The sequence below is a fragment of the Nonomuraea sp. NPDC049649 genome, assembly GCF_040675175.1.
Classification (GTDB): Bacteria; Actinomycetota; Actinomycetes; order Streptosporangiales; family Streptosporangiaceae; genus Nonomuraea.
Map to the genome: position 1 here is coordinate 197675 of NZ_JBFAOH010000001.1, position 16895 is coordinate 214569.

Consider the following 16895-nt stretch of genomic DNA (forward strand, 5'->3'; position numbering starts at 1 on the left):
ATCAGTTCTGCACAGCGTGACAGTGGACATACTAACCGTATGAGCACTCCTGTGACCACGCCGAAGTCCCCGGTGCGGCTCCGCGCCGTCGACGCGCCGGACCAGCCCGACGTCACGCCCGCGCTCGAAGACCTCTACCGCGGTTTCGAGCAGGAGCTGCTGGTGCCGCTCTGGACGGAGATCGGCGACCTGATGCCCGCCCACCCCCGGTCGCGCGCGCTGCCGCACCTGTGGCGCTGGGAGCACCTGCGCAGGCTCGCCGCGCAGGCCGGCGACCTCGTCCCGGTCGGCCGCGGCGGGGAGCGGCGCGCGATCGCGCTGGCCAACCCGGGCCTGGGCGGCCGTCCCTTCGCGACCCCGACGCTCTGGGCCGCGATCCAGTACCTGATGCCCGGCGAGGACGCCCCGGAACACCGCCACACCCAGCACGCCTTCCGCTTCGTCGTCGAGGGCGAGGGCGTGTGGACGGTCGTGAACGGCGACGCCGTCCCGATGCGCCGCGGCGACTTCCTGCCCCAGGCCGGCTGGAACTGGCACGCGCACCACAACGCCACCGCCGAGCCGATGGCCTGGATCGACGGCCTCGACATCCCGTTCCAGTACGCCTCCGAGGCGCAGTTCTTCGAGTTCGGCCGCGACGAGATCAGCGACGCCGAGCGGATCACGCCCGAGCGCTCCCGTTCCGAACGGCTCTGGGCCCACCCGGGGCTGCGCCCGCTGTCGGCCGGCCGGCTCGCCCCCGGCACCCCGCTGCTGGCCTACAAGTGGGAGTTCACCGACCGGGCCCTGGCCGACCAGCTCGCCCTGGAGGCCGACGGCCACGGCGGCACCGTCGAGCCCGGCCACGCCGCCGTCCGCTACACCAACCCCGCCACCGGCGGCGACGTCCTGCCCACCATACGGGTGGAGATGCACCGCGTCGCCCGCGGCGCCGAGACCGCCCCGGTCCGAGAGACCGGCTCCTCCGTCTACCAGGTCTTCGACGGCTCCGGCACGGTCACCGTCGGCGACCGCACCTGGTCGGTGACCCGCGGCGACCTCTTCACCGTCCCGTCCTGGGAGCCGTTCTCCGCCCGCTCCGAGGCCGGTTCGTCCGACTCCGACTCCGGCGCGCTCGACCTGTTCCGGTTCAGCGACGCGCCGATCTTCGAATCGCTCCAGCTCCACCGCACCGAAGGGACCACCCGATGAAGCTCGCCACCCTCCGCGTCGACGGCACGACCAGGGCCGTACGCCTCGACGGGGACCGGCTGGCCGACCTCGGCGCCGCCGACCTCGGCGAACTGCTCGCCCAGGACGACTGGGCCGCCCGGGCCGCCGCGGACTCCGCCACGACCTATCCCGTGGCGGGCGCGGACTTCGCGCCGGTCGTCCCGCGCCCCTCCAAGGTGGTCTGCGTGGGGCTCAACTACAAGAACCACATCCAGGAGATGGGGCGCGACCTGCCCGAGTACCCCACGCTCTTCGCGAAGTTCGCCGACAGCCTCATCGGCGCCCGTGACGACATCGCCCGGCCCGAGGAAACCGCCGCGTTCGACTGGGAGGTTGAGCTCGCCCTGGTCGTCGGCGCCCGGGTCCGCCGCGCCAAGGGCGCCGAGGCCGAGGCCGCGATCGCCGGGTTCACCGTGCTCAACGACGTCACCTGCCGCGACTGGCAGTTCCGCACCCGCGAGTGGCTGCAGGGCAAGATGTGGGACTCCTCCACCCCGGTCGGCCCGTACCTCGTCACCCCCGACGAGCTGCCCGGCGGGGTCCGCCCCGAGCTGGAGGTCAAACTCACCGTCGACGGCGAGGTCATGCAGCAGGACACCACCGCCGACCTGCTCTTCGACCCGGTCGCGCTGGTCGAGTACGTCTCGACGGTGGTACGGCTCAACCCGGGCGACATCATCGCCACCGGCACCCCCGGCGGCGTCGGCCACGCCCGCGACCCCAAGCGCTACCTGACCGGCGGCGAGCGGGTCGTCGCCGAGGTCCAGGGCATCGGCCGCTTGGAGAACACCGTGGTCAAGGAGGGCTCGGCCTGATGCGCCGTACCTTCGAGGACGCGCTGAGCTGGAGCGCGACCGGCACCGAGCTGTTCCTCGGCACCGTCGCCGGGTGGGGCGAGGAGGAGTACCTCGCCCCCTCCGGGCTCCCCGGCTGGACCCGCAAGCACCTGGTGGCGCACGTGGCGGCCAACGCCGACGCGCTGCGCAACCTGGTCCGCTGGGCCGCGACCGGCGAGGAGACCCCGATGTACGCCTCAAGTGAGCAGCGGAACGCCGACATCGAGGCCGGCTCTTCGAAGCCCGCCGCCGAACTCGCCGCTTGGCTGCGCGCGTCGGCCGACCGGCTCGCCGAGGAGGCCGCCGCCCTGGACTCCGGGCAGTGGCAAGCCCAGGTGGTCACCGCCCAGGGCCGCACGGTCCCGGCGACCGAGATCCCGTGGATGCGCTCGCGCGAGGTCCTGGTGCACGCCGTCGACCTGGCCGCCGGCGTCTCCTTCGCCGACCTGCCGGCCGGGTTCCTGACCGCGCTCGCCGACGACATCGCCGCCCGGCGCGCCGCCCTCCCCGGCCCCGCCGTCACCCTCACCTCCGCCGGCGACCGCTGGGAGCTCCCCGGTACGGGCGACGCCGCCGCCGTGGCCGGGCCGCTCCCGGAGATCGCCGCGTACCTGGCAGGTCGCCCCCACGCCCTGACCACGACCGACGGCTCACCCGCACCGGCCCTGCCCGCGTGGCTGTGAGCCACCACCCGCACACCCTGACCACGACCGACAGCTCACCCGCGCCCGCCCTGCCGGCGCGGCTGTGAGCCACCACCCACACGCCCTGACCACGACCGGCAGCTCGCCCGTACCGGCCCTGCCGGCGTGAAGCCACTGAGGAGAGCGATGTGACCACCTCCGCGAAGCCGGACGTCCTGATCGTCGGCGGCGGCATCGGCGGCCTGAGCGCCGCCTTCGCCCTGGCCCGCGAGGGCCTGCGGGTCCGCGTGCTGGAGCAGGCCGGCGCGTTCGGCGAGGTCGGCGCCGGTCTCCAGATCGCGCCGAACTGCACTCGCATCCTGGACGACTACGGCCTGCTCGACGAGGCCAAGAGCCTCGGCGTGCTGCCCAGGAGCATGGTGATGCGCGACGCCCTCGACGGCGACGAACTCACCCGGCTCGACCTGGCCGACCTGGAACGCAGGTACGGCTTCCCGTACATGGTCATCCACCGCAGCGACCTGCACGGCATCTTCCTGCGCGCCTGCCGCCGGGCGGGCGTCGACCTGGTCACCGACGCCCGCGCCACCGGCTACGAGAACACCGCGTCCGGCGCCCGGGTGCTGCTGGCCGGCGGCCGCGCCGAGGAGGCGCGGATCGTCATCGCCGCCGACGGCCTGCACTCGGTCGCGCGCCGCCTGCTCGCCGACGACGAGCCGGTGAGCTCCTCCTACGTCGCCTACCGCGCCGCCATCCCGATCGAGCGGGTCGGGCGGGAGGTCGACCTCAGCGAGGTCTCGGTCCACATCGGCCCGCGCTGCCATTTCGTCCAGTACGGGCTGCGCGGCGGCGAGATGCTCAACCAGGTCGCGGTCTTCCAGTCGCCCAAGGCGCTCGCGGGTGAGGCCGACTGGGGCACGCCGGACGAGCTCGACGGCGCCTTCGCCGCGGCCTGCGAGGAGGTCCGGCAGGGCATCCCGCTGATGTGGCGCGACCGCTGGTGGCGGATGTTCGACCGCGACCCCATCATGACGTGGGTGCACGGCAACATCGCGCTGCTCGGCGACGCCGCCCACCCGCCGCTGCAGTACATGGCGCAGGGCGCGATCATGGCCATCGAGGACGGCTGGGTGCTCGCCCGGCACGTCGCCGCCCGCCGCGCCGCGGACGGCACGGTCGACTGGCCGGGCGCGCTCGCCGCGTACGAGGCGGTCCGTCCCGAGCACTGCCGGCGCGTCCTGCTCACCGCCCGCGACTGGGGCGAGCTGTGGCACCTGGACGGACTCCCCCGTCTCCAGCGCAACGCGATCCTGCGGGCCCGCGACGTCCACGACTACTCCTTCATCGACTGGATCTACGGGCCGACGGCGCTCACCCCCGAGGAGGAGCCGCCGATGTTCACGCCCATCCCGCTCGACTCCGTACAGACGGACCTGTCCGCGGCGGGGGCCGGCTAGTTCGCCAGGCCGGAGAACACGCCGGGCTCGTAGGAGCCTCCAGGGTTGCGCACGATCACGTTGAGCCGGTTGTTCGCGTTGATCATGGCGATCAGGGAGACGAGCGCCACCAGCTGGTCCTCGTCGTAGTGCCGGCGCGCCTGCTCCCACGTCTCGTCGGACACGCCGGTGTGGGCGTCGGCGAGCCGGGTGCCCTCCTCGGTGAGGGCCAGCGCGGCCCGCTCGGCCTCGGTGAACACGGTCGACTCCCGCCAGGCCGCGACCAGGTGGAGCCGGGCCTGGGTCTCCCCCGCGGCCGTGGCGTCCTTGGTGTGGTAGTCGATGCAGAATCCGCATCCGTTGATCTGGCTGGCGCGCAGCATCACCAGGTCCTGGGTGGTCTGGGGCAACGGGGATTGGTGGATGGCCAGGACCACGCTGTGCATCCGTTTGGCGATCTTCGCGCCGAGCGCGCTGGCCCTCAGGTCGAGACGGGGTTGCATATCGGTGTCCTCACTAGGTGACGGCGCGTGCCGCGCGGCAGAACCGGCGCGGCACCCCTGACGTGCAGAACTTCCCCGGGGAGCCGATCCTTGTGCCGGTACGGCACGATCACGAACCTTTCGTGACGGATCCGAGACAGCCCCTTGACCGATTTGTGGCCTTTGGGTAGTTTTGGAGCTTGCAGTGGTGGTTTGACCGCTGCCGTTCATTGCCCGGACCGCGCCCTCTCGCGCGGCCGCCTAATCCGCCATCTTCGCGGAGCCGGGGACCCACTCTCTCTTTCCACCGGGGTGAATCGGCGCACGCACGCCGTAGGGCACTTCCACGCCCGAACCCGTCAGCTAACCCGGCAGGCGGCATGGAAGCTAGGAGCAACTCCTTCATGCGTCTCACTCACCGGCTCAGCCATGCCCTGCTCGGATTCGCCGTCGCCGCGGGCGCCGCGACCGCCGGCGCCGGCGCCGCCCAGGCCGCCGACTCCGCGCCCGCGGCCGCCGTCCAGCAGCACAAGCCCGCCGTCAAGGCCCCGGCCGTCCTCGGCGAGGCCGCGTACCTGGTGGACGCCGACACCGGCCAGGTGCACCTGAGCAAGGAGGCCGACCTGCGCAGGCCGGTCGCCAGCCTCACCAAGGCGATGACCGCGTACACCGTACTCAAGCAGGCCAAGCCCACGGACAAGCTCACGATCAGCGACGAGGACGTCCGATACGCGGCCCAGGGCGGCGCGGCGGTCGCGCACCTGCGCGCCGGCGACACCCTCACCGTCGAGGACGTGCTCCACGCCCTGATGCTCCCCTCGGGCGCCGACGCCGCCCACGCGCTCGCCCGCACCTACGGCCCCGGCGTCCCCGCCTTCGTCGCCAAGATGAACGCCACCGCCGCCGAACTCGGCATGACCGGCACCCAGTACGTCAACGCCGACGGCATGCCCTACGGGGGCGGCGGCCACTCCACCGCCCGCGACCAGGCCACCCTCGCCAAGGCGGTCCTGGACAACGAGGCACTCAAGGAGATCACCTCCACCCGCTTCTACACGCTCAAGGCCACCCCCGAGCACGGCCCGTACTCCTGGAAGAACACCAACCGCCTCCTCGCCAACCCCGGCGCCGTCGGCGTCAAGACCGGCTTCACCCGAGCGGCCGGCTACACCCTCTCCTTCGCCGGCGAACGCGACGGCAACCGCGTGATCGGCGTCATCCTCGGCGAGACGGACTCCGGCCGCCGTTTCCAGACCGCCCAGGCCCTCCTGGACTGGGCGACCGCCCGCACCCGCTAGAGGCTCCCGCAGCCCGCGTACCGGCGTGAGCAAGACCGGCGAGCCCCGCCTCACGCCCGCTGGGGCGCGGCCACCGTGACCGGCGGTTCGCGCAGCACGCGTACGGGCGACAGAAAGACCGGGAGGAAGGCGATCGCCAGGAAGACGCCCCCGGTCCAGAGCGCGGCGCGGGCGCCGGCCACCTCGCCGATCACCCCCGCCGCGGCGGCGCCGACCGCGAGCGCGCCCGTCAGGACGAAGCGGAAGGTCGCGTTCATCCGCCCGAGCAGGTCATCCGGCGTCATCCGCTGCCTGATGGTCACCCCGAGGACGTTGTCCATGCCGGTCTTGAACATCGCCAGCAGCCAGCCGCCCCCGGCCACCCACAGCCAGGGGCCGTGACCGGCGAGCGGCACCAGCAGCCCCGCGGGCGCCAGGCAGAGCCCGGCCCATCCCAGAGTCGGCCCGTACCCGATCCGGCGGGACACCGGCCCGGCGCAGCGAGCCCCCAGCAGCAGCCCGGCTCCGCCCGCCGCCCAGAACAGGCCGAGCGCACCCGCCGGAAGCCCGAGCTCCCGGACGAACAGCACCGGCAGCATGGTGTTGGCCATCGAGGACCCGAGATTGATAAGGGTCCCGGTGAACGCGAGCGCCCGCAGCTCGCGGCTGTCGAAGACATGACGGACCCCCTGCTTGATCTGCGCGGACAGCCGCACAGACGTCCCGTCCACCGCCTGCGCGGCCGGAGTGGCGGGCAGAGCCAGGAGCCGGAGCGCCGACGCGAGATGCCCGACCGCCGCGCAGGCCAGCGCCACAGGCGCGGTGAGCAGCTGGACGAGCCCGCCACCCGCGCCGCGCCCTGCCACGTTCCCGGCGGCGATCAGGCTCACGATGACCGAGTTCGCCTGGACCAGCCCGTCCCGGCCCACCAGGCGCGGCAGCGTGCTCTGGGCGCCGACGTCAGCGAAGACCGTGGCACATCCGTTCAGCAGGGCGACCACGTACAGCTGGCCGAGCGTGAGCGAGCCCGCCCACCAGGCCAGCGGCACGGAGGCGGACAGCGCGAACCGCGCCAGGTCCGCGCCGATCAGCACCCGCCGGTGGCGCATCCGATCCACCCACGCGCCGGCTGGCAGGCCGATGAGGAGAAAGGCGACGGTGCTCAACGTGGCCAGCACGCCGACCTCACCGGGACCGGCGTCCAAGGCGGACACGGCCACGAGCGGGACGGCGACGTAGCCGATGTTGACGCCCAGCTGGCTCAGGGTGGTCGCGGTGAACAGTGTGCGGAAGCCCGGGTTACGCCAGGCCGAGTCATGGTGCATGGCGCCGTTCAGGCTGCCCCATCCCACTTGGTAGGACAAGTGAAAGATTCTGGCTCTGCGTTAAGCTTTTCTTCATGCTCGACGTGCGGCGCATGCAGATCCTCCGCGCGGTCGTCGCCGGCGGCTCGGTGACCGCCGCGGCGGCCAACCTCGGCTACACCCCGTCCGCCATCAGCCAGCAGGTGGCCGCCCTGGAAAAGGAGGCCGGCCTGCCACTCCTGGAACGCGCCGGCCGGGGCGTGCGCCCCACAGCGGCCGGTCGCCTGCTCGCCGACCACGCCGCCGTGATCAGCCGGCAACTCGCCGAAGCCGAGACCGAGCTGGCCGATCTCCGCGCCGGCCGCACCGGACGGCTGACCATCTGCTACTTCGCCTCAGCCGGCGCCCCACTCCTGGCCCCGGCCCTCGCCGTCTTCCGGGCCCGGCACCCGGGAGTACGCATCGACCTGCGCATCACCGATGACCCGCTCTCGGATGTCGCCCACGACCGCGCCGACCTGGCCCTCGTCGTCACCCCCCACAGCCGCCACCCCGGCGTCCGCCTCGTCCACCTCCTCGACGACCCCTACCGCGCCGTCCTGCCCCGCGGCCATCGGCTGGCCGCGCAGCGAGTCCTCGACCTGTCGGACCTCGCCGACGAGCCCTGGATCCGCGGCGAACGCCCCGGCCCCTGCCTCACCCCGATCCTCGACGGCTGCGCCGCGGCGGGCTTCAGTCCCGGCTTCGTGGTGGAGAGCGACGACTACCCGACGACGCAGGGCTTCGTCGCCGCCGGCCTCGGCGTGAGCCTGCTCCCCCGCCTGGGCCTGACCGGCCGCCACCCGGACGTCGTCGTCCGCAGAGTACGCAGCCCCGAGCCGGCCAGAGCGATCCACGCGGCCGTGAGAGAGACCTCGGCAGCTCAGCCCGTCCTCGACCGACTGCTCACCGCTCTTCAGGAGACAGCCCGGAGGTAGGGCCGTAGCGTCCAGGTTTCAGCCCCGATCGGCGCAGCCGTGGAGCATGCCCTCGACCAGGTTCTGGACGAGTTCCCTGGTGACGGTCTCCGGGGGCTCGGTGACCAGGGTGAACAGGGCGCCGGAGTAGAGCGCGATGAGGGCGGCGATCTTGTCGCGGGAGGTGGTGAGGCCGAGTTGGTCGTGCTGGCCGGCGGTGATCTGGAGGGCGCCGCCTTCCAGGCGGGCGAGCACCGCGGCCAGCGCCGGCCGGCGGGAGGCCTCCAGGCGGAGCTCGAAGATCGCGAGGTAGCGGCGGCGCAGGGTGGTGGCCGCCGTGAGCAGTGATTCGGTCAGGAGTTCGGCCAGCGTGGCGGGCTGTTGGACGGCGTGGCCGGTGTCGGCGTGGTGCAGTTCGGCGACGCGTTCGGCGACCGCGATCAGGAGGGCTTCCCGGCTGCGGAAGTAGTTGGACGCCGTGCCCGGCGGGAGCTGCGCCGCCTTCTCGACCGCGCGGTGGGTGAGCCCGTGCACGCCGGAGGACGCCAGCAGGTCGATGGCGGCGTCGGTGAGGGCGCGGCGGCGGGCCGGGTTCGAGGGCGGCATGGGGCCATGTTACCAATGAGCGTAGTAGTACGATCGTAGTGAATGGGAGGTCCTGATGAGGATCGCGGTGGTCGGCGGCGGGCTCGGCGGGGTGGCGGCGGCCGTGGGGCTGCATCGGGCGGGTCATGAGGTGACGCTCCTGGAGCGGGGCGCCGAGCTCCGGGAGGCGGGCACCGGGATCGTGATCATGCCGAACGGGCTCCGCGCCCTCGACGCGCTGGGGCTGGCCGGAGGCGTGCGTGAACAGGGCGTTCACGCCTTAAGGGCCGGGCTGCGCGACCGGCGCGGGCGGCCGCTGCTCGTGACTGAGGCGGCCGGGGCGCAGCAGGAGGTCGGGTCGGTGGCCATCGTCGAGCGCGCCGAACTGCACCGGGCGATCCGCGCGCCGCTGCCCGCCGGGCTGGTGCGGACCGCCACCCCGGTCGAGCGCCTCGACGTCGGGCCCGGCCGCGTGACCGTCGTCAGCGGGGGCCGTCCCGTCCTGGAGGCGGACGCGGTGATCGCGGCCGACGGCATCGGCAGCAGGCTGCGCGCCCAGCTCTTCCCCGCCCATCCCGGGGTGCGCCGGACCGGGCGGCTGGACCTGCGCGGCATGCTGCCCCGCCCGGCCGGCGTCGGCCCGGAACTGCTCGCCTGCCAGCTGCTCGACCGGCGCACCGGGGCGATGTTCGGCCTGTTCCCCGTGGGTGAGGACCGCCTGTACTGGTTCACCGACAGCGTCCTGCGCGGCGCTCCGCCCAGTCCCGAGCAGGGACGCCGGGAGATGCTGTCGCTGATGGCCGACTGGCACCCGCTGGTCCCGGAGCTGATCGAGGCCACCCCGCCCGGCGACGTCCACGTGGACGCGATCGGCCGCCTGGCCCGGCCGCTGCCCTCGTTCGTGGCGGGCCGGGTCGCGCTGCTCGGCGACGCCGCGCACGCCATGCCGCCCGACCTCGGCCAGGGCGCCAGCCAGGCCTTCGAGGACGCCGCCGCGGTGACCCGCCACCTGACCGGCGCCGGACCGGCGGACGTCGCGCGAAGGCTGCTGCGGTATGACGCCGAGCGCAGGCCCGCCGCCAACCGGATCATGCTGGCGGCCTCGCGCCAGTCGCGGCTGACCTCGCAGACCGGCGTCACCGCGTGGCTCCGCGACGCGCTGCTGCGCGCCGTCCCCTCGCGGCTGGCCACCCGCCGGCTCGCCGCCCTCTGGCACGTCTGAGCCGTCAACCCGTAATTTTCCACATTCCCCCGGTTGAACTGGGCGGTGCAGGCAGCCGTACCACGCCACAGGACACAGCGAAGGGGTCAACTCATGAACCAGCGCACCCTCGTGGCTCCCGGCCTGGCCGCCGCCGCGCTGATCGCCACCGCGCTCAGCCCGGTCTCCGCCGAGGCCGTCACCCCCGTCTACCTGGCAGCGACGCTCAAAGGCGCCAACGAGGTGCCCGTCAAGGGAGCGAAGACCGGCGACCGCGACGGCAGCGCCCTGGCGATCTTCCGGATCCACGGGCAACGCGTCGACTACGCCGTCAGGTGGCACGGGCTGGCCGCGCCCAGCGGGTTCCACATCCACCGGGGGCAGCCGGGTGAGAACGGCCCCGTCACGGTGCCGTTCTTCGGCAAGGCGCTGCCCAAGACGCTCCACGCCGTCAAGGGCACCGTCCGGGTCAAGGATCTCGGGCTGCTCCGCCGTATCGTCACCAACCCCGGCAACTGGTACGCCAACCTGCACAACAAGCAGTTCCCCGGCGGCGCCGTGCGGGCGCAGCTCCACCGGATCCACCCGGTGGAGCTGGAGTCCGTGCTGTCGTACGGGTTCGGCCGGACGCTGACGACCCGGGCGGACGGCCGCCAGGAGGTGCCCGCCCCCGGCACGAAGGCCGGCGACCGCGACGGGCGGGCCGGGTGGCTGGTGCAGCCGCAGGGCAAGCGGGTCTGGTTCGCCACCGCGTGGAAGCGGATCGGGGCACCGGTCGCCGCGCACATCCACCGCGCCCCGAGAGGCGAGAACGGCCCCGTGGTCGTGCCGTTCTTCGCCGCCGGCAAGGGCCTGCCGGCCGGCATCAACGGCGTCGCCGGCAGCACGCCGGCGCCCGCCGCGGTCGGCCGCCGCATCTGGAAGAACCCGAAGAACTGGTACGTGAACCTGCACAACAAGCAGTTCCCCGGCGGCGCCATCCGCGGCCAGCTCTACCGGGGCGACTGGTAACGGCCAGGGCGTGACGGAGGACTGGGCTGCCCGGTAGCGCGAGGGCGGGATGCCGCAAGGTAGGTGACGGATGGCGGGCGACCTTCCGGACCGTCTCGGGCCGTCTTCCTCCACGGCGAGCGCGGCGGTGGCCAAGTCTCGGCTCCTTGATCGACCGGGTGCTACCGTGGGCACGCCATAGACGCATAAGGGGCCTTATGTTCGGCATCGTCCGCCCATGTCAGCACGTGATGTGCGAGCGGCTCTACGCGGACTGGATGGGCCACCTGTGCGGGCTCTGCCTGGCTCTCCGCGACGAGCACGGGCACCTCTCCCGCCTGGTGACGAACTACGACGGCCTGCTCGTGTCCGTCCTCACCGAGGCCCAGTCCGCCGTTCCCGCGCAGCGCCGCCGGGCGGGCCCGTGCGCGCTCCGCGGCTTCAAGGGCGCCGACGTGGTGGAGTCGGCGGGGGTCCGGCTGGCGGCCTCGGTGTCGCTGCTCCTGGCGGCGGGCAAGGTACGGGACCACGTGGCCGACGGCGACGGCGTGTACGCCCGCCGTCCGGTGGCGGCCGGGGCCGGGAGGCTGGCGAGCCGGTGGTCCTCGGACGGCATGGCCACGGCGGGCGCGCTGGGGTTCGACGCCGCCCCGCTGGCCGCGGCGGCGGGCCGCCAGGCGCTCCTGGAACGCACGTCGGCCCGGCCGTTACGCGAGCTGACGGGGCCCGCCGAGGACGCCGTGGCCGCGGCCTTCGCGCACACCGCGGTGCTCACGGGACGGCCGCACAACCGGGAGGCGCTGGAGGCGGCCGGGCGCGGGTTCGGCCGGCTGGCTCACCTGATCGACGCGGTGGAGGACCTGGCGGACGACCGCGCGTCCGGCGCGTACAACCCGCTGGACGCCACCGGCACCGGCCTGGACGAGGCGCGCCGTCACTGCGACGCCGCGCACGCCGAGGTGCGCGCGGCGGTGGACGAGCTGGACCTGCCGCGCCCCGAGCTGGCGCGCGCCCTGCTGGTACGGGAGAGCGCCAGAGCCGTCTCGCGGGCGTTCGCCACCGCTGAGGGTCAAGGCGCCGAGCACCCGGCCGGCCCGGCCCCCGGGGACCCCGATGCGCCGCCAAGGCCGCCGAAGCGGGATCCCGGCGGGCTGCTCTCCCTGGCCTGCGCCTCGCTGGTCTGCTGCACGTGCGGCCTGTACCGGCCGCCGTGGGACGAGGAACACGAGAAGTCCCTCTGCCGGCGCTGCGATCCGTCGGACTGCGACGGCTGGTTCGACTGCTGCGACTGCTGTTCCTGCTGCTCGCAGGAGAACGGCTGCTGCTGCGACTGCTCCTGCGACTGCTGAGCAGGGCGCGCTCCCGGTCTGCAGCCTGTCCTGGACGCCCCCTTGATATGCATACTGCTCCAGTGCATATCGCAATCGGCCTACGCGGACCTGGCCCGGGCCGAGGGCATGCTGAAGATCTCCGGCCTCGACTGGACCGTAATCCGTGCCACCATGCTCACGAACGAGCCCGGCAATGGCGTGGCGAAGGACTGGGCGGCCCGGTAGCGCGAGGGCGGGATGCCGCACGGTAGGTGACGGGTGGCGGGCGACCTGCCGGACCGTCTGGGGCCGTCTTCCTCCACGACGAGTGTGCGGGTGAGGGCGCTGGTGGCCGCCGCCGCGCTCTCCGCCCTCCTGCGGATTGGCGGTTCTTGGTACGAGACGAGCAAGCCGCAAGCCGGGAGAGCCTGAGGCGGCGTCAGGCCGGGTCGGGGTGCTCGGCGACGGCGGGGAGCAGTTTGCCGAACGGTACGGTGCGCAGGGCCCGCAGGCGTTCGGCGGCGAGCGGGTGCCTGTGTTCGGCGGCGAGCTTGTAGTAGATCTTGGCGATGTGGTGCTTGCGCGGGTCGGGCTCGTAGCGCAGGCCGTAGCCGTAGGCCAGGTCAGCGGCCAGTTCGATCGGGAGCCGGTGACGGGCGAAGGCCTCGGCGCCGGGGTGGTGCCGCCGGACCGCGATGTGGGCCCAGTAGCGCGCCTCGGCGGCCTCGCCTTTCAGCGTATGGATGATCGCGAGCCGGTAGGCGGGTTCGGAGTCGCCCTCGGCAGCCCGGCGGACGAGGTACGCGATGGTTCTGGAGGTGCGCCGCTCGGCCTCGTCGGCGGGTGTGCGGTAGAGGTCGTGCGTGCCGGTGGCGGGCGGCTGCTCGTTCCGGGCGGCGCGCCAGCGGGCCTGCCACTGCGCCACGGTGCCGAGGGCGTCCACCGGCAGGCCGGTCTGCTGGGCGTGACGATGGCAGACCATCACGAAGGAGGCGACCAGCCCCCAGTCGGGGAGGCGTTCCCGTTTGCCGTTGAGGATGTCGCTGAGCGTGCTGGCAGGCAGCTCCTTGGGGCAGCCCGCCGCGCGCGACAACACGTTCATCCGGGAGTAGCTCGGCTGGCCGGCCGCTTCCCGCAGCTCGATGAGCTGGGCTATGAAGGCGGCATGGAGCTCGCCCTTAGGAGTTTCAGTCATGGTCCTTGAAAGAGTCGTACGGATCATGTTTGCCGCCATATTTCCAGAAAAAATCTCGCAGTCTGGACAGTTCGCTGAATTTCCTCTCAACCGGTATCAGCGGCCACTTGACTTGATCTCCAGCGCAGCCGCACCAGAAGCGGCGCCGGGATCCGCCGCTGGTCAGATGAACGACAGTAACCCCGAAACGGGCTGCGTTCCGGATAAATCCGAAAAAATCCGGACGATGCCGTAAGACCACGGACGTTTAGCTCCGGAGCCATTTCCTTTTCGATCTCGTCCGGCTCTGTCCGAGCATGTTTGCGCCGCTGGACGGAGGCTTTCCCGAGCAGCAATGGTGGGCCCGTCCACCGCCGCTCTCCGGGGAGGCCCCATGCCGCATCTCACCGCTCGCCCGCCGAGCGTCTCCTACCGCGCGGACGCCCCCTGCCCGGAGGACGAGCACCTGCTGATCACCCTCGTGACGACCTGGGTGCTCGCGACCGGCCGCACGCCGCCCGCCAAGCGCCCCGAGGACCTCACCCCCGACGAGCTCATCGACTTCTGGGCCGACGACCACACCTGAGGAAAGAGGAACGATGTTCACCACCGGCCAGCTGCTCACCCTCACCCTGACGATCATGATCGCCGCCATCACCTGCGCGCTGCTGCTGGCCACCGGCGCGGAGTGGCCGGGCGCCCTGCTCGGCGGCGGCGGCGCGGGCGGGGCGACGCTGATGGCCCTGCCCAAACTGCTGAACAGACCCGACCCGTGACCCGAACCTCTTGACACTGCGTACTGCCTCAGTACCCACGCCATGATCGGCCGGATGCCGGGCGTCTGCGGCGCCCGGGCCTGACCGCCTTTCCGGACGCGCGCCCGTACGAGGAACGCGCGGGCCGGACAGGACCGCAGCGTCATCAGACGCAGGCGAACTCCGACGGCAGGGACGAGTCCCCGCCGGGCCGGCTGCCCTGGAAGCCGAACGACGTGCTGCCGCCCGGCGGCAGCGTGGCGTTGTGGGGGGCGGGGCGGACGGTGACCGTGCCCCCGTCGATCGTGACGTCGCCGTTCCAGTGGCCGGAGATCTGGTGGCCGGGCGGCAGGGTGAAGGTCACGGTCCAGCCGTCCAGCGGGGTGCTGCCGGGGTTGGCGACCTCGGCCTGGATCACGTACCCGTTGTTCCACTGGCTCTGGGTGGCGGGCGTGACGGTGCAGCCGCCCGTGCTGCCGCCGGGGGTGGTCACGGTGACGGTGGCCGACCGCGGGGAACGGTTCCCGGCCGCGTCCCTGGCGTAGACGGCGAAGGTGTACGAGGTGTCGGGCGACAGGCCGGTGACCGTGGCGGGCGGGGCGGGCGTGGTGGCCACGGTCGTCTCGCCGGAGCCCTGGATCCGGACCACGTCGTACGCGGTCACGCCCACGTCGTCGGAGGACGCGGTCCAGGTCAGGGTCGCCGAGGTGGAGGTGACCGCCGAGGCCGACGGGTCGCCGGGGGCGGTGGGCGGCTCGGTGTCGTCGCCGGTCGGTTCGTACGTGAGCCCGAACCCGTACGGGAACAGCGGCGCCTTGCCGTCACCGTCGTTGATCGGCTGCTGCGAGAAGCTCCGCATCCACGTCATCGGCAGCTTGCCGGTCGGCTCGACGGCGCCGAACAGCACGTCGGCGACGCCCTGCCCCTCGGTGCCCGGCAGCCAGGCGGCGACCAGCGCGTCCCAGCCGGGAAGCTGGTCGGCGATGTCCATCGGGCGGCCGGAGACCAGCACCACGACCAGGGGGATGCCGGCGGCGCGCAGCCGGTCGAGGGTGGCGCGGTCGGTGGCGTCGAGGCCGAGGCCGCCGGGCCGGTCGCCCTCGCCCTCGGCGTACGGGGTCTCGCCGACGACGGCCACCGCGACGTCGTACGAGCCGTCCACGCCGGAGCCGTCGCGGCTGTACCGGACGGTGGCGCCGGTGTCCCGGATGCCCTGGAGGATGGTGGTGCCGGGGGTGATGTTCCCGGAGGCGCCCTGCCAGGTGATGGTCCAGCCGCCGCTCTGGTTGCCGATGTCGTCGGCGTTCGCGCCCGCGACGAAGATCCGGGCGTCCGGCCGGAGCGGCAGCACGTTCCCGTCGTTCTTCAGCAGGACCTGCGAGCGGGCCACGGCCTCGCGGGCCAGCGCCCGGTGCGCGGCGCCGCCTATGGAGGCCGCGTACGAGCGGTCCGCGAGCGGCTGCTCGAACAGGCCCCGCTCGACCTTCTTGGTGAGGATGCGGCGGACCGCGTCGTCGATCCGCGCCTGCGCCACCCGGCCGGCCTGGACCTCGGCGCGCAGCAGGTCGATGAAGCTCCGCCACTCGGTGGGGACCATCACCATGTCGATCCCGGCGTTGATCGCCGAGCGGACGTCCTGCGCGGACAGTCCGGGCGCGCCGTCGATCTGGTCGACGCCGTTCCAGTCGGACACCACCAGGCCGGTGAAGCCCAGCTCCTCCTTGAGCACGGTGGTGATCAGGTACTGGTGGCCGTGGACCTTGACCCCGTTCCAGCTGCTGAAGGAGATCATCACCGAGTCCACGCCGCGGTCCACCGCGGCCTCGAAGGGCGGCAGGTGGACGGCGCGCAGCTCGGCCTCGGACAGTTGCGTGTCGCCCTGGTCCCGGCCGCCTGTCGTGCCGCCGTCGCCGAGGTAGTGCTTGGCGGTGGCCAGCACGGACGGGGTGCCGTCCTGCAATCCGGTGACGAACGAGGCCATCGCCGCGGGCAGTTCGGGCGTCTCGCCGAAGGACTCGTACGTCCTGCCCCAGCGGTCGTCGCGGGCCACGCAGACGCACGGGGCGAAGTTCCAGTTCGTGCCGGTCCCGGCCATCTCCTCGGCCACGGCCCGGCCGATCCGCTGGACCAGGGCGGGGTCGCGGGTGGCGCCGAGCCCGATGTTGTGCGGGAAGATCGTCGCGCCGTACACGTTGTTGTGCCCGTGGACGGCGTCGACCCCGTACAGGATCGGAATGCCGAGCGGCGTGGCTAGCGCCGCGTTCTGGTAGCTGTCGTACATGTCCGCCCAGCCGGCGGGCGTGTTGGGCGTCGGCGCGGACCCGCCGCCCGACAGCACCGACCCGAGCCGGTAGGCGGTGACGTCGGCGGGGCTGACGGAGCCGCGTTCGGCCTGGGTCATCTGGCCGATCTTCTCGTCGAGCGACATGCGGGCCATCAGGTCGGCCACGCGGTCGGCGACGGGCAGGGCGGCGTTCTGGTACGGGTCGGCAGCGGCGGCGGAGGCGGGGGCCACCAGGATCGAGGCGGCGAGCACCGTCACGGAGGCCCAGCGGGTCCACGGTTTGCGCATGGAATCTGCTCCAGAAGAGGGTTTGGGAGCGCTCCCACAGCACAATAAACCGACTCCCGCTCCACGGCCACAGCCTCTCCACCCCTAGATTGCGCAATCAGGGCCGATGGGGTGAAACTTTCACACTTCCCTAACAAGATCACACCATGTAGGGTCAAGCC

General features: G+C 72.8%; 18 protein-coding genes and 1 riboswitch. Of the genes, 13 read left to right on the forward strand and 5 right to left on the reverse strand.

The annotated features are described in order from the left end of the window. The first annotated feature begins 39 nt into the window (after window positions 1-39). From AB0J42_RS00915 to AB0J42_RS00930, 4 genes are all read left to right on the forward strand, one after another. On the forward strand, window positions 40-1191 hold the full coding sequence (locus AB0J42_RS00915; protein ID WP_364286858.1) for a cupin domain-containing protein: 1152 nt from the start codon (window positions 40-42) through the stop codon (window positions 1189-1191). Continuing rightward, a complete protein-coding gene (locus tag AB0J42_RS00920) occupies window positions 1188-2027 on the forward strand; it encodes a fumarylacetoacetate hydrolase family protein (protein ID WP_364286860.1) in 840 nt (279 codons plus the stop codon). Before AB0J42_RS00915 ends, AB0J42_RS00920 begins: the two co-directional genes overlap by 4 nt. Further along, on the forward strand, window positions 2027-2731 hold the full coding sequence (locus AB0J42_RS00925) for a maleylpyruvate isomerase family mycothiol-dependent enzyme (protein ID WP_364286863.1): 705 nt from the start codon (window positions 2027-2029) through the stop codon (window positions 2729-2731). The genes AB0J42_RS00920 and AB0J42_RS00925 overlap by 1 nt, the downstream gene beginning before the upstream one ends. A gap of 149 nt (window positions 2732-2880) precedes the next feature. Beyond that, window positions 2881-4149, forward strand: coding sequence for an FAD-dependent monooxygenase (locus tag AB0J42_RS00930; protein ID WP_364286866.1), 1269 nt, complete (start codon window positions 2881-2883; stop codon window positions 4147-4149). Here AB0J42_RS00930 and AB0J42_RS00935 read toward each other — a convergent pair. Continuing rightward, the gene (locus AB0J42_RS00935; protein WP_364286869.1) at window positions 4146-4631 is read right to left on the reverse strand and encodes a carboxymuconolactone decarboxylase family protein; all 486 of its coding nucleotides are present in this window, start codon (window positions 4629-4631) and stop codon (window positions 4146-4148) included. The two genes, AB0J42_RS00930 and AB0J42_RS00935, sit on opposite strands and share 4 nt — an antisense overlap. Before the next feature lie 227 nt (window positions 4632-4858). Further along, window positions 4859-5003: riboswitch (cyclic di-AMP (ydaO/yuaA leader) on the forward strand. 11 nt (window positions 5004-5014) lie between these two features. Between AB0J42_RS00935 and AB0J42_RS00940 the strand changes: the two genes are divergently transcribed. Continuing rightward, complete coding sequence (locus tag AB0J42_RS00940; protein WP_364286872.1) at window positions 5015-5908, forward strand: D-alanyl-D-alanine carboxypeptidase family protein; 894 nt, start codon at window positions 5015-5017, stop codon at window positions 5906-5908. 50 nt (window positions 5909-5958) lie between these two features. On the opposite strand, the gene AB0J42_RS00945 is transcribed toward AB0J42_RS00940, so the two are convergent. Further along, the gene (locus AB0J42_RS00945; protein ID WP_364286875.1) at window positions 5959-7251 is read right to left on the reverse strand and encodes an MFS transporter; all 1293 of its coding nucleotides are present in this window, start codon (window positions 7249-7251) and stop codon (window positions 5959-5961) included. 35 nt (window positions 7252-7286) lie between these two features. Here AB0J42_RS00945 and AB0J42_RS00950 point away from each other — a divergent pair, with 35 nt between their 5' ends. Further along, window positions 7287-8168, forward strand: a complete 882-nt coding sequence (locus AB0J42_RS00950) for a LysR substrate-binding domain-containing protein (RefSeq protein WP_364286878.1) — start codon at window positions 7287-7289, stop codon at window positions 8166-8168. An 18-nt stretch (window positions 8169-8186) separates the two neighbouring features. Here AB0J42_RS00950 and AB0J42_RS00955 read toward each other — a convergent pair whose 3' ends face one another. Further along, window positions 8187-8753, reverse strand: a complete 567-nt coding sequence (locus tag AB0J42_RS00955; RefSeq protein ID WP_364286881.1) for a TetR family transcriptional regulator — start codon at window positions 8751-8753, stop codon at window positions 8187-8189. A gap of 55 nt (window positions 8754-8808) precedes the next feature. Between AB0J42_RS00955 and AB0J42_RS00960 the strand changes: the two genes are divergently transcribed. From AB0J42_RS00960 to AB0J42_RS00975, 4 genes are all read left to right on the forward strand, one after another. Next, window positions 8809-9954: an FAD-dependent monooxygenase gene (locus AB0J42_RS00960; RefSeq protein WP_364286884.1), complete on the forward strand. Its 1146-nt coding sequence runs from the start codon at window positions 8809-8811 to the stop codon at window positions 9952-9954. A 93-nt stretch (window positions 9955-10047) separates the two neighbouring features. Continuing rightward, on the forward strand, window positions 10048-10944 hold the full coding sequence (locus tag AB0J42_RS00965) for a CHRD domain-containing protein (RefSeq protein ID WP_364286887.1): 897 nt from the start codon (window positions 10048-10050) through the stop codon (window positions 10942-10944). 197 nt (window positions 10945-11141) lie between these two features. After that, window positions 11142-12272, forward strand: a complete 1131-nt coding sequence (locus AB0J42_RS00970; RefSeq protein WP_364286890.1) for a DUF5685 family protein — start codon at window positions 11142-11144, stop codon at window positions 12270-12272. Window positions 12273-12314: 42 nt separating this feature from the next. Beyond that, window positions 12315-12479 (forward strand): NAD(P)H-binding protein, encoded by a 165-nt coding sequence (locus tag AB0J42_RS00975; RefSeq protein WP_364286893.1) that lies wholly within the window; start codon window positions 12315-12317, stop codon window positions 12477-12479. A gap of 193 nt (window positions 12480-12672) precedes the next feature. Here the strand turns inward: AB0J42_RS00975 and AB0J42_RS00980 are convergent, their stop codons facing one another. Further along, window positions 12673-13428, reverse strand: a complete 756-nt coding sequence (locus AB0J42_RS00980; protein ID WP_364286896.1) for a hypothetical protein — start codon at window positions 13426-13428, stop codon at window positions 12673-12675. Here AB0J42_RS00980 and AB0J42_RS00985 point away from each other — a divergent pair. The 3 genes from AB0J42_RS00985 (at window position 13427) to AB0J42_RS00995 (ending at window position 14183) form a co-directional block, all read left to right on the forward strand. Further along, window positions 13427-13663, forward strand: a complete 237-nt coding sequence (locus AB0J42_RS00985; RefSeq protein ID WP_364286899.1) for a hypothetical protein — start codon at window positions 13427-13429, stop codon at window positions 13661-13663. The two genes, AB0J42_RS00980 and AB0J42_RS00985, sit on opposite strands and share 2 nt — an antisense overlap. Before the next feature lie 138 nt (window positions 13664-13801). Beyond that, on the forward strand, window positions 13802-13993 hold the full coding sequence (locus AB0J42_RS00990) for a hypothetical protein (RefSeq protein WP_364286902.1): 192 nt from the start codon (window positions 13802-13804) through the stop codon (window positions 13991-13993). Between the two features lie 13 nt (window positions 13994-14006). Further along, entirely contained in the window at window positions 14007-14183 is a 177-nt protein-coding gene (locus tag AB0J42_RS00995; RefSeq protein ID WP_364286905.1) for a hypothetical protein, read from the forward strand. Window positions 14184-14328: 145 nt separating this feature from the next. Here the strand turns inward: AB0J42_RS00995 and AB0J42_RS01000 are convergent, their stop codons facing one another. Beyond that, the gene (locus AB0J42_RS01000) at window positions 14329-16734 is read right to left on the reverse strand and encodes a glycoside hydrolase family 3 N-terminal domain-containing protein (RefSeq protein ID WP_364286908.1); all 2406 of its coding nucleotides are present in this window, start codon (window positions 16732-16734) and stop codon (window positions 14329-14331) included. Between the last annotated feature and the right edge of the window lie 161 nt (window positions 16735-16895).

Excerpts from the sequence above, each read along its gene's own strand:
- AB0J42_RS00990 (WP_364286902.1), top strand. The coding sequence starts at position 13,802 with ATGCCGCATCTCACCGCTCGCCCGCCGAGCGTCTCCTACCGCGCGGAC.
- AB0J42_RS00995 (WP_364286905.1), top strand. The coding sequence starts at position 14,007 with ATGTTCACCACCGGCCAGCTGCTCACCCTCACCCTGACGATCATGATC.
- AB0J42_RS00940 (WP_364286872.1), top strand. The coding sequence starts at position 5,015 with ATGCGTCTCACTCACCGGCTCAGCCATGCCCTGCTCGGATTCGCCGTC.
- AB0J42_RS00970 (WP_364286890.1), top strand. The coding sequence starts at position 11,142 with ATGTTCGGCATCGTCCGCCCATGTCAGCACGTGATGTGCGAGCGGCTC.
- AB0J42_RS00935 (WP_364286869.1), bottom strand. The coding sequence starts at position 4,631 with ATGCAACCCCGTCTCGACCTGAGGGCCAGCGCGCTCGGCGCGAAGATC.
- AB0J42_RS00925 (WP_364286863.1), top strand. The coding sequence starts at position 2,027 with ATGCGCCGTACCTTCGAGGACGCGCTGAGCTGGAGCGCGACCGGCACC.
- AB0J42_RS00920 (WP_364286860.1), top strand. The coding sequence starts at position 1,188 with ATGAAGCTCGCCACCCTCCGCGTCGACGGCACGACCAGGGCCGTACGC.
- AB0J42_RS00965 (WP_364286887.1), top strand. The coding sequence starts at position 10,048 with ATGAACCAGCGCACCCTCGTGGCTCCCGGCCTGGCCGCCGCCGCGCTG.
- AB0J42_RS00980 (WP_364286896.1), bottom strand. The coding sequence starts at position 13,428 with ATGACTGAAACTCCTAAGGGCGAGCTCCATGCCGCCTTCATAGCCCAG.
- AB0J42_RS00950 (WP_364286878.1), top strand. The coding sequence starts at position 7,287 with ATGCTCGACGTGCGGCGCATGCAGATCCTCCGCGCGGTCGTCGCCGGC.
- AB0J42_RS01000 (WP_364286908.1), bottom strand. The coding sequence starts at position 16,734 with ATGCGCAAACCGTGGACCCGCTGGGCCTCCGTGACGGTGCTCGCCGCC.
- AB0J42_RS00985 (WP_364286899.1), top strand. The coding sequence starts at position 13,427 with ATGGTCCTTGAAAGAGTCGTACGGATCATGTTTGCCGCCATATTTCCA.
- AB0J42_RS00960 (WP_364286884.1), top strand. The coding sequence starts at position 8,809 with ATGAGGATCGCGGTGGTCGGCGGCGGGCTCGGCGGGGTGGCGGCGGCC.
- AB0J42_RS00955 (WP_364286881.1), bottom strand. The coding sequence starts at position 8,753 with ATGCCGCCCTCGAACCCGGCCCGCCGCCGCGCCCTCACCGACGCCGCC.
- AB0J42_RS00915 (WP_364286858.1), top strand. The coding sequence starts at position 40 with ATGAGCACTCCTGTGACCACGCCGAAGTCCCCGGTGCGGCTCCGCGCC.